We start from the raw sequence: 13,356 nt of genomic DNA, 5'->3' as shown, positions 1-13,356 counted from the left end.
ATGGACTCACTCAACACTCCCGGTCGTGGATCCGGACTTACCGGCACCATTCCACCAGGGTGATATCTCGATCAGATAACTCCCGGCAACTGCGATACCGAAATGTCACCCTACCGGGCTGGCTACTCGCGACGTTCTGCTCGGACCGCGTTCCGATATCCGCGGAACGCCAGCCCGAGAGCGACGACGCAACCGAGCAGCACCAAAGACGGCATAACGCCGGGGTCACCCTTGACTATCGCAACCACAGCGCCGATCAACGCCATGAGGGCGAAGACCGAGATGAAGCCGGCAATCAGCTCCATGCGCTGGGCGCGCGAAGCCCGCCTCATCGAAACCGTGCGGCCCGCATCACGACTTGACGCCGCCTGCGGTCAGACCGGCGATGATGCGTCGCTGGAAGATGAGAACCATGATGACCAACGGGACCATCACCAGGGTTCCGCCGGCCATGATCGAGGTGTACGGCGTGACGAATGGGTCGGTTCCGGAGAACTTGGCCATCGCCACCGTGACGGGCGCGGTCTTGTCACTCGAGAGTTGCAGCGAGAGCAGGTACTCGTTGACCGTCGCGATGAAGGCCAGGATCGCGGTGGTGAACAGCGCCGGCGCGGCGAGCGGCAGCATGATCAGACGGAAGGCCTGGCCACGGGTGGCGCCGTCGATACGCGCCGCTTCTTCGAGCTCCCACGGAAGTTCGGAGAAGAACGACGTCAGCGTGTAGACCGTCAGCGGCAGCACGAACGAGATGTTCGGGATGATCAGCGCTTTGTAGCTGCCGATCCAGCCGATGTCGGTGAACAACTGGAACAGAGGAGTCACGAGGGCGACGACCGGAAACATGGACGCGCCGAGGATGATTCCGGTGACGAAGTATTTGCCACGGAAGTCGAACCTTGAGAGCGCGTACGCCGTGAACACACCGATGACCAAGGCGATCAGCGTGGTCGCACCCGCGATGATGAGGCTGTTCATCAGTGCCCGGGTGAAGTTCACCTTGGCATCGGGATCGAGCGCCGCCGTGAAGTTGGACAGCGTGAGATTGGTGGGCCACAGCGACGTCGAGAACGTGTCCGCCGGGTCGCGCAGCGCCGTCACGATCATCCAGTAGCAAGGAGCGAGTCCCCACACGATGATCAGTACGACGCCGATGTAGGTGCCGATCTTGCCGCGTAGTGCCTTGTTCATACCGGCTCCCCCTTCCGCTGCTTTTCCTGCGTGCTGACCGCATTGGCTCCGAGGAATCGGACCAGGATGAAGGCCACAGCGAAGATGATGAGGAACGTGATGGTGGACAGTGCCGACGCCGAATTGGCGCCGACGCGCATCTGATCGACCACCAGAACCGAGATGGTGGAGGTGGCCGGATTGGATCCCATCATGATCGCGGGCAGGTCGTACATGCGCAGCGCGTCCATCGTGCGGAAGAGCACCGCCACCATGAGTGCGGGCTTGACCAGTGGAAGCGTGATCATGCGGAACCGCTGCCACGCCGTCGCACCGTCGACCTTGGCGGCCTCGTAGACGTCGGCGGGAATCATCTGCAGACCCGCGAGAATCAGCAACGCCATGAACGGCGCCGTCTTCCAGACGTCGGCGACGACGATCGCGAATCGCGCCGGCCAGGGATCGGCCGTCCACAGGATGTTGGTGCCGAGGATCTTGTTGGCAATGCCGTCGTTGGCGAAGATGAAGAACCACAGCTTCGCGGTGACCGCCGTGGGGATGGCCCAGGGAATCAGCACGGAAGCGCGGAGCAAACCGCGTCCGCGGAACGTCTTGGCCATGATCAGCGCCATCGACAGACCGATCACCGTCTCGAGCAGGACGGTGACGACGGTGAAGCCGAACGTGTTTCCGATCGACTGCCAGAACTGCGATCCGAGTGTGCCGGGCGGGCAGGGAATCGAACCGTTGGCGGTGTTGCAGGACTCGGTGATCCAGTTCTTGTAGTTGTCGAACCACGTGAACTGTCCGGTGACGAACATGCCGGTCTCGGGATCGAGTTTCTTGCCGTCGCTGTGCATCGACATCCAGATCGCTCGTCCGAGCGGATACAGAATGATGACGGCGAGAACGATCAGCGACGGTGCGACGAACGCCCACACCGGAACTCGTCGACGCTTCTTCGGCTTGTCGGCCGACGCAGGCGGGGGCGAGGTCGGTGGGGGTGGAGTAGCTGCAAGGTCAGGCAGAACCTTGGTCAGGGATGTCCCTGCTGCCTCGGATGCCGACGGCTCTTCTAGCGGTTCCGGTGCACGGTGTCTCCCACCAACGCCCGAACGGTCGGGACCGGTTGAACCGGCCCCGACCGTGGGGTTGGTAGGCACAGCCGCGGAAGGATCCTGCGGTTCTGCCATTGCTTATTGCTCCTGGTAGATCAGTTACCGGCGGTTTCGATGCCGGCCTTGGTGTCCGCCAAGGCCTGCTCGACGGTCTTCTCGCCGCGAATAGCAGCGTAGGTGTTGTCGGAGATCGACTTCGACACCTGCGTGTAGTACGGCGTGACGGGGCGCGGCTGAGCGGTAGCGAGGGCTTCCTTCAGGGTCGCGAAGTACGGGAACTGAGCGAGCACTGCCGGGTCGTCGTAGACAGCCGAGAGGACGGGGGCGCCGCCGACCTCGGTGAAATACGTCTGCGACTTCTTGGTCTGCATGAACTCGAGGAAGTCACGAGCCGTGGCCGGTGCGTCCGAGTACGCGCTGATGCCGACGTTGTAGCCGCCGACCGTCGAAGCACCCGGTCCGTCGACACCCGGAAGAACGGTGTAGCCGTACTTGCCCGCAACCGAGGTCTTCTCACCGTCGACCGAGAAGCCGGACCACGTGCGCATGAAGAGTGCCTTGCCGTCACCGAACGCGGTCTGCGACTCGCCCTCGGAGTAGGTCAGTGCTTCCTGCGGGATGGTGTTGTCGGCGAAGTTGTCGACGATCGACTGGACGCCTGCCTTCGTCTTGTCGTCGATGGCCGGGGTGAGTCCGTCCGGGCCGACCCACGGGCCGTCGAAAGCGTTGGTGATCTCGGTGGTGTTGACCGTCAGGCCCTCGTAGTTCTTGAACTGACCGATGTAGCAGGAGATGCCGGCTTCGACAGCCTTCGGGCAGTTTTCCTTGAGCTCGGCCCACGTGGTGGGAGCCTTCTCGACGAGGTCCTTGCGGTAGTACAGGAACGCGGCGTTGGTGTTCTTCGGCGCTGCGTAGAGCTTGCCGTTGTAGGTGCCCGAAGCGACGGTCGACGGCAGGAGGCCGGACTCGTCGATCGCGAGGTCACCCTCGAGCGGCAGCAGCCAGCCGTTTGCAGCGAACTGCGCGGTGTTCACGACGTCGACACCGATGAGGTCGTACTCGTCGCTCTTGGCCTGCATGCGCTGGGTGATGTCGTCGACCTGCGCGTTGGCTTCCTTGGCCAGCGGCTTGAGCGTGACCTTCTCGTCCGGATGCTCGGCGTTCCAGTCGGTGATGATGTTTTCGAGCGCCTCGTTCAGGGCATCCTGCCCCTCGACGATCGTGATGGGTCCGCGGCCTTCGCTCGAGGACGATCCCCCGGATGCGGCCGTCGTGCTGGTTCCGCTGTCCTTGTCCGAATCGGACGAGCAGCCTGCCAGTACCAGCATGGACGCTGCCGTGGCTGCAATTGCAGCGCGGCGCATCGCCTTCGAGTTCAGAACCATGGATTCGCTCCCCGTATGTGTATGACAAATAGACGGTCACCGAGAGCCGGCTCACGGCATGCGCCATGGGTGCCGGCTCCCGGCATCGGCCCCTACTGTGGCACGAGACACCCGTACTTGTGGGTATTACGCCGAACCTGAATCGGTCATGTGTCGTTTGACAGGTCCACCTAACCCAGGCGGCGCCCGTCGGTGGTGGCAAAAATGTGCACCTTCTCGGGGTCGACTCGCAGGTTGACGCGCTCGCCCTTCTGCGGCGGATTGCGCCAGTCACCACGCGAAACGATCTGCTGCAACCGCCCACCGACCGTGGTGCGTCCGTAGACGTAGGCGTCGGAACCGAGTTCTTCGACGACGTCGACCTCCATCGGCAGGCCTTCGGCGGCGATCTCGAGGTGCTCGGGGCGAATACCCAGAACGACCTCGGTTTCGACGACGCCGTTCATCGTCTCGCGCGGAACCGGAACGATCCCGTCGCCGAATGCGACGCCGCCGTCGACGACGGGGAGGGTGAAGAGGTTCATCGCGGGTGAACCCATGAAGCCGGCGACGAAGACGTTCTTCGGCTTGTTGTACAGCTCGCGCGGCGAGGCGCACTGCTGCAAGATTCCCTTCTCGAGGACTGCGACGCGGTCACCCATCGTCATCGCCTCGACCTGGTCGTGGGTCACGTAGACCATCGTCGTCGCGAGGCGTCGCTGCAGCTGAGCGATCTGCGTACGCGTCTGCACACGGAGTTTCGCGTCGAGGTTCGACAGCGGCTCGTCCATGAGGAAGACCTGCGGCTGGCGGACGATGGCGCGGCCCATCGCCACTCGCTGACGCTGACCACCGGACAGCGCTTTGGGCTTGCGATCGAGGTACGGCTCGAGGTCGAGCATCTTCGCGACCTCTTCGACGCGGGCGCGGATCTCCGTCTTGTTGGTTCCGGCGAGCTTGAGCGCAAAACCCATGTTCTCGGCCACCGACATGTGCGGGTACAGAGCGTAGTTCTGGAAGACCATCGCGATGTCGCGCTCTTTCGGTTCCTGACCGGTGACGTCTCGGTCGCCGATGAGGATGCGTCCGCTGTGGACGTCTTCGAGCCCGGCGAGCATGCGCAGGGTGGTCGACTTTCCGCAGCCGGAGGGTCCGACGAGGACGAGGAACTCGCCGTCCTCGATCTCGAGGTCGAGGTTGTCCACTGCCGGCGTGCTCGATCCGGGGAACAGGCAGGTGGTGCTCTCGAAAGTCACTGAAGCCATGACGGGGTTGATCCCTTCTACCGGCAGGAACGTGCCGGACGATCCAAGTTGAGGGTGAGCGTGTGCGCTAGCAGCATAAACGTCCGTGTCGGCGCGCGAGCGTAGTCTTTCACGGTGAGTTCGGAGAAGATGCTGACCCGCATCGGTGCGTTGCTTCGCCAAGCGGAGTCCACCGACAATCCACACGAAGGTGAAGCCTTCATGGCCGCCGCGCAGCGGTTGGCCACCGGTTCCGCGATCGACCTGGCGGTCGCACGTGCGCACACCGCGTCCTCTGAAAAACGTGCGACGCCCACTCAACGGCTCATCACCATCGGCGAACCTGGCAAGCGCGGGCTGCGAACGTACGCTCAGTTGTTCATCGCGATCGCCGCTGCCAACGACGTGCAGTGCGACATCGCGCAGACGTCGGCCGTCATCTACGCCTACGGCTTCGCCGGTGACATCGACGTGTGCGAAGCCCTGTACTCGAGCCTGCTCTTCCAGATGGTGCGTGACTCCGACGCCTACGTACGCTCCGGGGCGTACCGCGGCGAAACGTCCGTGCGGACAGTCGTCGAAACTCGTGGACGACGACGCGTCAGCACGCAGGTCCGCAAGCCGGTGGCCGGAGTGACGGCGCGCCTGAACTTCCAGATGGCGTACGCGTCCCGCATCGGCGCTCGGTTGGCCGAGACGAAGCAGGAGACGGAGAAGGCGGCGATCGCAGAATCTGCCACGTCGTCTTCGGAAACTGCACTCGTGCTGCGTAACAAGGAAATCGAGCTGAAGGACTACTACTCGTCCAACTCCAAAGCGCGTGGGACGTGGCGGGGCGGTGGCCGCGCGAGCGCCGGGCATTCCTCGCATGCTCGACGAGCGGGTGATCGGGCGGCGCGCTCCGCACGCCTGGGAAACCTTCCGGAGATCGGCGGGGTGCGCGGGCAGCTCGACTCGTGAGGGATAAGCAGCGGAGCGCCGTCTACGAGGCAGAGACGTTGGTACGCACCATGTTCGATCGCGCCGACGAGCGCGGGCTTCGGAGCGTCGAGGTCATGGGTTCCACCATCACCCTGCCGGTCGAGCGCAAATTCGGTTCCGTGGAGTCGGTCCAGGCGTACTGCGATCAGCTACTCGGACTGAACTGGGTTCGGGAGACCTGGCCTCGCGCAGCCGTTTCGGTGTCCGTACGGTCCCGCGCCGGTAATGCCGCCGCCCACTATTCGAACGACGTCATCGCCGTTCCAGACGACCGTGACGGCCGGTGGGCACTGCGAGAATTCGTCGTCCTGCACGAACTCGCGCACCACCTGGGCGACCCAGCCTCCGACGAGGCTTCCCACGGACCCGAGTTCGTCGACCGCTACACGAGCCTGGTCGGCGAGATCATCGGGCCCGAGGCGGCCTTCGTTCTTCGAGCGATGTTCCTTGCCGGCGGTGTCCAGACAAGTTGAGGGTTATCAGCCCTCGGTGAACCGGGTGGTGCGCGAACCGGTCGGCTGGAATACTCGGCCTATGGAGGCATCGCGGAGATTAGTCCTGGTCAAGGGTGAGTCGGAACTCCCCGATCCGGCTGTCGCCGTCCGCAAACCCCCACTGATTCGTGAAGCCTACGGACGAGTGTTGAGGGAGGTCCGACGCGATCAGGATCGAACTCTCGACGACGTAGCCGCAAAGGTCGGGATGTCGAAGCAGTACCTCTCCGAGATCGAACGAGGCAAGAAGGAACCGTCGTCGGAAATTCTGCGCGCCATCTGCGAAGCGCTCGGGATGCCGCTCGAACACCTGCTGTTCCGAGCAGGCAACAGGATCGTTGCGCTCAACTCCCTCACCTTCGGACATTCTCCCGCACCGATCTCCGGTCCCGTCCTGATGGCAGCGTAGTCAGTTCCCTTCGATGAGGGTGTCAGCCAGCCCGTAGGAGATAGCGTCGTCGGCAGTGAAGATCCTGTCGCGATCGGTGTCCTTACGGAGCCGCTCGACGCTCTGACCGGTGTGCTTGCTAAGAATCGCCTCGGTCTGCTCCCGGATTCTCAGGATCTCGGCTGCTTGAAGCGCGAGGTCCGAGATGGTGCCGCTACCTTGCGTCGACGGTTGGTGCAGCAGCACCCGCGAATGGGCGAGAACATGCCGATGGCCCGGAGTGCCGGCGGCGAGAAGCACTGCAGCAGCCGAAGCCGCTTGACCCATGCAGTACGTCGAAATCGTCGGTTTCAAGAACTGCATGGTGTCGTAGATCGCGAGCATCGCCGTGGTGGAACCGCCGGGAGAGTTGATGTACAAACCGATTTCGCGATCCGGGTTGTCGGCTTGCAGATGCAGCATCTGAGCCATCACGACGTTGGCGACGCCGTCATCGATCTCCGTGCCGAGAAAAACGATGCGTTCGTTGAGCAGCCTGCTGAAGATGTCGAAAGACCGCTCACCCGTTGGTGTTCGCTCGATGACACTGGGAATCGTGTACTGGGACATGACGTCACAATCCGATCTTGGGGAAGGTGGCTTGCGGTGCGATCTCGGCGAAGGACGTCACGACGCGGTCGACGATCCCGTACTCGCGCGCCTGTTCGGCGGTGAACCAACGATCCCGATCACTGTCGGTCTCGATCTCCTCGACGGTCCGGCCCGTTTCGGTGGCGAGGATTTCCTGCGATTGACGCTTCATCAGCTCGAGGCTCTCGGCCTGGATCGCAATGTCCACCGCAGTGCCACCGATACCTGCCGAAGGTTGGTGCATCATGATGCGGCTGTGCGCCAGGCTGATTCGCTTGCCGTGGGTACCGGAGCAGAGAAGCACCTGGCCCATGCTGGCGGCGAAGCCCATCGCGACCGTCACGACGTCGTTGGGGATGAGCTTCATCGTGTCGTAGATGGCCAGACCGGCAAACACCGATCCGCCGGGTGAATTGATGTAGAGCACGATGTCGCGCTTGGGGTCGGTGGTGGCGAGTAGTACCAGTTCCGAACACACACGTTCGGCCATGGCGTCGTTGACCTCGCCGGTGAGCAGAATGGTTCGCTGTCGGAAGAGCCTGTCTGTCAACAGGTCACGGTAGCCGGTATCTGTGGGCGCTTCGGTAGTCATGAATCCATTCCTACCGGCGCAGCGATGCCGGGGCCCCGCCTGTCTGCTGTGGGCAGATCGCCCCTGTTTTGCCCGCCGCCTTTGCCTGCCCCCCTTTGTGCCTGCCCCCCCTTTGTGCCTGCCCCCCTTTCTGCCTGCCCCCTTTTTGAGCGAACGGCACGTTCAGTCGATCTAAGGCGCCGAACGTGCCGTTCGCTCGAAAAGGGGTGAAAATGAGAAGCGGGCATACCCGTCACCGACCGCGGTAGCGGTACCGCGCACACCCGGCCATGATGGGAGAAGACAACCATTCCTCTCGTCAGGAGCGTGGCATGACTCGTCCGGTACGCATCGGTGTTCAACTCCAACCTCAGCACGCACCCGATTACGGGTTGATTCGCGACGCCGTCTTGCGGTCCGAGGACGCCGGGGTGGACATCGTCTTCAACTGGGACCACTTCTACCCGTTGACCGGCGATCCCGACGGCGCCCACTTCGAATGCTGGACCATGCTCGGCGCCTGGGCCGAGCAGACCGAACGCGTCGAGATCGGCGCGCTGGTCACCGGCGGCGGTTACCGCAATCCGGATCTGCTGGCCGACATGGCGCGAACCGTCGACCACATCAGCGGCGGACGTCTGATCCTCGGCATCGGTGCCGGCTGGTTCGAGAAGGACTACGACCAGTTCGGATACGACTTCGGCACTCCCGGTTCACGGCTGAAACTGCTGGGCGAATACCTCCCCCGCATCACGGGCCGCCTGGCCAAGGGCAACCCGCCTCCGACGCGCAATATCCCGGTTCTCATCGGGGGTGGCGGCGAGAAGAAGACCCTGCGCCTCGTCGCCGAGTACGCCGACGTCTGGCACAGCTTCGGTGACCGCGAGACACACCTGCGCAAGTCGGACATCCTCTCCGACCATTGCGCCGACGTGGGCCGGAACCCGACCGAAGTGGAGCACTCGGTTCCGTGGCCTGGGCTCGAGAATGCTGCTGACCTGGTCGCCGACGGTGTCTCGCTCTTCACCGTCGGCGTCAGCGGACCTGACTACGACCTGACAACGCTCGTCGAGGCCATCGGCTGGCGGGATGACAACACGGCACCGGCATTGAGCGGACTCGCCTGAGTGGTCCCCAACACCTCGTCGTTGTCGGCGCCGAGAACGGGCGGCGCCGACGTCAGACGTGGCCTCCGGCCGGAGAAGTTGACCGGAAAGGCCACTTGCTTGAGCGGACCGAGCGTCGGATGGTCGACGGTTCCGACCATGCCGAGTGCGGCGGTGTGGGGATCGGAGTAGATCTCGTCGAGGTGGCGGATCGGTGAAACCGGGACCGCTCGTTCGGCGAGAAGAGTGCACCAGTGTTCGACGGTGTCCGACGCGAAGGCGATGGTGAGTTCCCGTTCCAGACTCTCGCGGTTCTCCACCCGCTCACGGTTGTGGACGAAACGAGGATCGGTGGCCAGTTCGTCTCGACCGATGGCCTCGCACAGCGACGCCCACATCGCGTCGTTGCCGACGGCGATGACGAAGTACCCGTTGCTGGCAGGAAATGCTTGGTAGGGGGCAAGATTCGGGTGACCGGAGCCCAGCGCCGTCGGACGCTCACCGGTGGCGAAGTAGCTGGTCGCCCAGTTCACGTGCATGGCGAGTTGGCACTCGTACAGCGACGTGGTCACGTACTGTCCGCGTCCGGTGCGACCTCGCTCGACCAATGCGGCCAGCACCCCGACCAGTCCGAACAGCGCCGCGCCCAGATCTCCCAACGCAAACCCGGACTTCATCGGGGCGCCGCCGGGTTCACCGGTGAGCGACATGAGCCCTCCAGCGGCTTGCGCGATCATGTCGTAACCCGGCTCGTCGCGCAGTGGGCCTTCTTCACCGAACGCCGAGATGTGCAGGGTGATCAGGTGGGGATACCGCTCGGACAGTGCCTGGTAGTCGAAGATCTTCTGTAATCCGCTGCCCGGCTTGAAGTTCTCCACCACCACATCGGTCTCTTCGAGCATGCGGTGGATGATCTCCTGCCCTTCGGTGGACTTGAGGTCGATCGTCACCGACTTCTTACCGCGGTTGATCGCGAGGTAGTAGGCGGCATCTACCCCGACGAAGGGAGGTCCCCATGAACGCGTGGGGTCACCGCCCTCGGGGTGTTCGATCTTGGTGACGTCGGCTCCGAGATCGGCAAGTGACATGGTTGCGTACGGCCCGGCAAGGATCTTCGACAGATCGAGGACGCGGACACCGGCCAGGGGTGCGGGGCCTGTTGGAGTATTCACCGGTGACCTCCTGCTACAGAAAGGAACTCGGCTACGACGTCACGTGCATCATCCAGCTCGACGTCGCCGCCGTCGGTTATCACGTCGAGTTTGCCGAGCGCGGCCGACGGCACCTTCCCGGCTAGACCGGCCAGGTAGGAGTTCGCCACCAGCAGTGACCGGTACCCGCGACCTTCTCGGATGCCGTGATCCGCAAGGTCGAAGAGCAGGGTCGCCATGACGGTACGAGCCAACTCGTCGGAGTACCTTGCACTCGCAGCCTGCGCGGCATCGTCGGTTCCGGCGATCAGACGATCTCCTTCATCGACCAGTTCCTCCCAGCGCCGCAACAGAACTCCGGCCCCGGCTTCGCAGTCCGGTCCGACGGCGGACAGGATGTCCGTCATCGCTCCCGCGACCGTGCGGTGCGAATCGAACTTGCGTAGGCACCGAAGTACGTCCAGCGCAATGACATTGCTCGAGCCCTCCCAGATGGAGCCGAGGTGAGCGTCCCGCACGAGTCGCGGATCGACCCATTCCTCGATGTACCCGTTTCCGCCGCGCACCTCCATTGCCTCACCGGTGACCACACGCGCACGTTTGCACACGAAGTGTTTGGCGATCGGCGTCAGCACCCTGATCCGTGCTCGCGCTTGATCGTCACCACCGTCTGCAGCCTGAAGACACTGCGCGCTGTACGCCACCAGCGCGAGCGAAGCCTCGACATCGAGCGCGAGGGGAAGAAGAGTCGCCCGCATCAGCGGCTGATCGAAGAGCCTCTTACCGAACACGACTCGGCTCTTCGAATGTTCGACGGCTTCGCGGACCGCTCGGCGCATGAGAGCGCTCGAACGCATCGCGTTGGACAACCGCGACGTGTTGACCATTTCCGCCATCTGCCGGAAACCTCGTTCGAGTTCGCCGACCTGGAGTGCGTGTGCGCGGTCCAGCGTCACCTCGCCACTCGGCATGGAACGTGTACCCAGCTTGTCCTTGAGCCGATCGATCGTGAGGTTGTTGCGCTCGCCGGAATCCAAAGTCTTGGGCACCATGAACATTCCGACTCCACGCGTCGAACCATCCTGTCCGCCCGGAAATCTTGCAAGGGTGATGATCACGTCGGCATCGGGGTTGGAGGCGAACCACTTCTTGCCCGTCAGGACCCATCCGTCACCGTCGCGCTCGGCACGCGTTTCAGTGCAGGCGATATCGGTGCCTGCCTGAATCTCGGTCATGAACATCGCACCCGTCTTCGCATGCTCGGGATCGGTCGACGTCAACGCGTCGATCCAGGGCGAGAACACGGCCGGATCACCGAACATACGCAGCGTCCGCGCAGCAGCATCTGTCATCGACACCGGGCAGGCCAGCCCGAACTCTGCCTGAACGAAGACGTACGACGCGAGGTACTTCGCGAGTGGCGGAGGTACGGAGCCCCATCCGTGCAACCCTTTTCGGTGCGACATGGCGGACAGGCCGTACTCGTTGTACGCCGCCCGGCACAGTTCCAGGTAGGCCGGGTGATAGGAAATCCGGTCGACGCGATCACCAGCCTTGTCGAACTGCTGCAACACCGGTGGATTCCTGTCGGCGATGTCGGCGAGCTCGGACAAACGGCCGGCGGCATCTCGACCCAGTCGGTCGAGCAAGCCGTTCATCGTCTTCCGGTCCGCCCCGGTGGTCCATCTGTCCACTACCGCTTTCAGAGCGGGGTCGGTGTGTGCGAAGTTCATCAGTGGTCAACGCCTTTCAGGGTGGAAACATCGGTCACGTTCGAAGAGCTCGTCGACTCCGACCCTTGCGCGCGCAGCGCACTCCTGCGCAACAAAGCAGTCATACAGACGAGGGAGAGAACGACATACACGAGCCCGAGAGCTACGACCGGCCAGATCGAGTTGGTGCGTGTCAGCAGATACTGGCTGACCATCGGGGCCGTTCCGGCAAAAACGGCGGTCGAGAGTTGGTACGACAGAGAGATGCCCGTGTACCGAACGTTGGTGGGGAATACCTGCGCCAGAATGCCGGCCAAGGCGGCGTAATACATTGCATGAGGGGCCGTTGCGAGCACCATACCCAAAATCGCCAGGGGCACGGAGCCCGTCTGAACCAGCACGAACATCAGTGGCAGGAGCACGATCTCCGGCAGCAGCATCCAACGGACCGCTTTCGACGGATCGATCCGCGTGGCCAGCACAGCGCCGAAAGGCTGTACGAGCGCCTGGGCTACCAGTGCCACGGTGATGACAAGAAGAAAGTCGCTGCGCTCGAAGCCGAGATCCGTTGTCGCCCATGAGAGCGCAAAGGTGGTCTTGACGTACGTGATGGCAACACCGGCAACCACAGCGCCGACGCCGAGAGCAAGTTCGACGGGATGCGAACGCAACACTTCAACCAGCGGCATCCGTGTACGTTCCTGTGCCGCAACAGCCTTCTTCATTTCGGGTGTCTCGGAGATGTGCAGCCTGATGTAGAGAGCGACGATCACCAACGCTGCGGATCCGAGGAACGGCAGACGCCAACCCCACGACTCGAACACCGAATCCGACATCAAGGTCAGGCCGAGGAACGCGAGTGTCGCGAGCAGATTTCCGACCGGCGAACCCTGCTGCGCAAACGCCCCGTAGAGCACCTTCTTCTTCGGGGGAGCGAACTCGGTGGCGATCAATACGGCGCCACCCCATTCGCCGCCCATGGCAATGCCCTGGAGAACACGAAGTGCCACAAGCAGTATCGGCGCCCAGATCCCGATCTGTGCGTACGTAGGGAGGAGGCCGACACCGACCGTTCCCAACCCCATCAGAGCGAGAGTGATGATCACGGCGTTCTTGCGGCCGAATTTGTCTCCGAAGTGCCCGAACACCACTCCGCCGACCGGCCGAGCCACGAATCCCACGGCAAAGGTCGCGAAGGCTGCGAGTGTTCCCACGGCCGGCGACGCATCTGGGAAGAACAGTGGGCCAAGGACCAAGGCTGATGCGGTTCCGTAGATGTAGAAGTCGAACCATTCGATGGTCGTTCCGACAAACGCCGTGATTCCGGCCTTGCGCGCCTGTTTGGTGCTGTATTCGGGTGGACTGGTGTCGTGACCTGGGTTTTGATCCACGGTTCTCCCTGATTCTCGCGTCGGGCATCACCAAGGGAT

14 protein-coding genes are annotated in these 13,356 nt (G+C 63.1%); 4 read left to right on the top strand and 10 right to left on the bottom strand.

Annotated elements, in window-relative coordinates; all coding sequences use genetic code 11:
* Positions 1-122 precede the first annotated feature (122 nt).
* From ACZ3J7_RS31435 to ACZ3J7_RS31415, 5 genes are all read right to left on the bottom strand, one after another.
* Positions 123-305: a hypothetical protein gene (locus ACZ3J7_RS31435; protein ID WP_003946032.1), complete on the bottom strand. Its 183-nt coding sequence runs from the start codon at positions 303-305 to the stop codon at positions 123-125.
* A gap of 46 nt (positions 306-351) precedes the next feature.
* On the bottom strand, positions 352-1,188 hold the full coding sequence (locus tag ACZ3J7_RS31430; RefSeq protein WP_003946046.1) for a carbohydrate ABC transporter permease: 837 nt from the start codon (positions 1,186-1,188) through the stop codon (positions 352-354).
* Positions 1,185-2,360, bottom strand: coding sequence for a carbohydrate ABC transporter permease (locus tag ACZ3J7_RS31425; protein WP_185564744.1), 1,176 nt, complete (start codon positions 2,358-2,360; stop codon positions 1,185-1,187). The genes ACZ3J7_RS31430 and ACZ3J7_RS31425 overlap by 4 nt, the downstream gene beginning before the upstream one ends.
* Before the next feature lie 20 nt (positions 2,361-2,380).
* Positions 2,381-3,670 carry an ABC transporter substrate-binding protein gene (locus ACZ3J7_RS31420; RefSeq protein WP_003946022.1) on the bottom strand — a complete coding sequence of 430 codons (1,290 nt, stop codon included), beginning with the start codon at positions 3,668-3,670 and terminating at the stop codon, positions 2,381-2,383.
* A 170-nt stretch (positions 3,671-3,840) separates the two neighbouring features.
* Positions 3,841-4,914, bottom strand: coding sequence for an ABC transporter ATP-binding protein (locus tag ACZ3J7_RS31415; RefSeq protein WP_298775629.1), 1,074 nt, complete (start codon positions 4,912-4,914; stop codon positions 3,841-3,843).
* A gap of 114 nt (positions 4,915-5,028) precedes the next feature.
* Between ACZ3J7_RS31415 and ACZ3J7_RS31410 the strand changes: the two genes are divergently transcribed.
* From ACZ3J7_RS31410 to ACZ3J7_RS31400, 3 genes are read left to right on the top strand one after another with little or no spacing between them, the layout of a single operon-like run.
* The gene (locus tag ACZ3J7_RS31410) at positions 5,029-5,853 is read left to right on the top strand and encodes a DUF2786 domain-containing protein (RefSeq protein ID WP_095971623.1); all 825 of its coding nucleotides are present in this window, start codon (positions 5,029-5,031) and stop codon (positions 5,851-5,853) included.
* A complete protein-coding gene (locus ACZ3J7_RS31405) occupies positions 5,850-6,347 on the top strand; it encodes a TIGR04338 family metallohydrolase (protein WP_124568466.1) in 498 nt (165 codons plus the stop codon). Before ACZ3J7_RS31410 ends, ACZ3J7_RS31405 begins: the two co-directional genes overlap by 4 nt.
* Positions 6,348-6,363: 16 nt before the next feature.
* Positions 6,364-6,777: a helix-turn-helix domain-containing protein gene (locus ACZ3J7_RS31400; RefSeq protein WP_465626781.1), complete on the top strand. Its 414-nt coding sequence runs from the start codon at positions 6,364-6,366 to the stop codon at positions 6,775-6,777.
* Here the strand turns inward: ACZ3J7_RS31400 and ACZ3J7_RS31395 are convergent, their stop codons facing one another.
* On the bottom strand, positions 6,778-7,365 hold the full coding sequence (locus tag ACZ3J7_RS31395) for an ATP-dependent Clp protease proteolytic subunit (RefSeq protein ID WP_003945993.1): 588 nt from the start codon (positions 7,363-7,365) through the stop codon (positions 6,778-6,780). It lies immediately after the preceding gene.
* A gap of 4 nt (positions 7,366-7,369) precedes the next feature.
* Entirely contained in the window at positions 7,370-7,978 is a 609-nt protein-coding gene (locus ACZ3J7_RS31390) for a ClpP family protease (RefSeq protein WP_054187251.1), read from the bottom strand.
* A gap of 311 nt (positions 7,979-8,289) precedes the next feature.
* Here ACZ3J7_RS31390 and ACZ3J7_RS31385 point away from each other — a divergent pair, with 311 nt between their 5' ends.
* On the top strand, positions 8,290-9,084 hold the full coding sequence (locus ACZ3J7_RS31385; protein WP_095973563.1) for an LLM class F420-dependent oxidoreductase: 795 nt from the start codon (positions 8,290-8,292) through the stop codon (positions 9,082-9,084).
* Here ACZ3J7_RS31385 and ACZ3J7_RS31380 read toward each other — a convergent pair.
* The 3 genes from ACZ3J7_RS31380 to ACZ3J7_RS31370 are packed head-to-tail and all read right to left on the bottom strand — an operon-like array spanning position 9,006 to position 13,317.
* A complete protein-coding gene (locus ACZ3J7_RS31380) occupies positions 9,006-10,235 on the bottom strand; it encodes a CaiB/BaiF CoA transferase family protein (RefSeq protein WP_298775635.1) in 1,230 nt (409 codons plus the stop codon). The two genes, ACZ3J7_RS31385 and ACZ3J7_RS31380, sit on opposite strands and share 79 nt — an antisense overlap.
* Complete coding sequence (locus ACZ3J7_RS31375; protein ID WP_298775637.1) at positions 10,232-11,947, bottom strand: acyl-CoA dehydrogenase family protein; 1,716 nt, start codon at positions 11,945-11,947, stop codon at positions 10,232-10,234. The genes ACZ3J7_RS31380 and ACZ3J7_RS31375 overlap by 4 nt, the downstream gene beginning before the upstream one ends.
* The gene (locus tag ACZ3J7_RS31370) at positions 11,947-13,317 is read right to left on the bottom strand and encodes an MFS transporter (protein ID WP_095973566.1); all 1,371 of its coding nucleotides are present in this window, start codon (positions 13,315-13,317) and stop codon (positions 11,947-11,949) included. The genes ACZ3J7_RS31375 and ACZ3J7_RS31370 overlap by 1 nt, the downstream gene beginning before the upstream one ends.
* Positions 13,318-13,356 lie beyond the last annotated feature (39 nt).

It is taken from the genome of Kitasatospora sp. NPDC015121, assembly GCF_055562955.1.
The sequence above is the reverse complement of the archived record's forward strand: the minus strand, read 5'-3'. Positions and strand labels throughout refer to the sequence as shown.

What these genes read in the sequence shown, in the direction of transcription:
- ACZ3J7_RS31435 (WP_003946032.1), bottom strand. Translation starts at nt 305, where the DNA reads ATGGAGCTGATTGCCGGCTTCATCTCGGTCTTCGCCCTCATGGCGTTG.
- ACZ3J7_RS31375 (WP_298775637.1), bottom strand. Translation starts at nt 11,947, where the DNA reads ATGAACTTCGCACACACCGACCCCGCTCTGAAAGCGGTAGTGGACAGA.
- ACZ3J7_RS31425 (WP_185564744.1), bottom strand. Translation starts at nt 2,360, where the DNA reads ATGGCAGAACCGCAGGATCCTTCCGCGGCTGTGCCTACCAACCCCACG.
- ACZ3J7_RS31395 (WP_003945993.1), bottom strand. Translation starts at nt 7,365, where the DNA reads ATGTCCCAGTACACGATTCCCAGTGTCATCGAGCGAACACCAACGGGT.
- ACZ3J7_RS31420 (WP_003946022.1), bottom strand. Translation starts at nt 3,670, where the DNA reads ATGGTTCTGAACTCGAAGGCGATGCGCCGCGCTGCAATTGCAGCCACG.
- ACZ3J7_RS31430 (WP_003946046.1), bottom strand. Translation starts at nt 1,188, where the DNA reads ATGAACAAGGCACTACGCGGCAAGATCGGCACCTACATCGGCGTCGTA.
- ACZ3J7_RS31390 (WP_054187251.1), bottom strand. Translation starts at nt 7,978, where the DNA reads ATGACTACCGAAGCGCCCACAGATACCGGCTACCGTGACCTGTTGACA.
- ACZ3J7_RS31385 (WP_095973563.1), top strand. Translation starts at nt 8,290, where the DNA reads ATGACTCGTCCGGTACGCATCGGTGTTCAACTCCAACCTCAGCACGCA.
- ACZ3J7_RS31415 (WP_298775629.1), bottom strand. Translation starts at nt 4,914, where the DNA reads ATGGCTTCAGTGACTTTCGAGAGCACCACCTGCCTGTTCCCCGGATCG.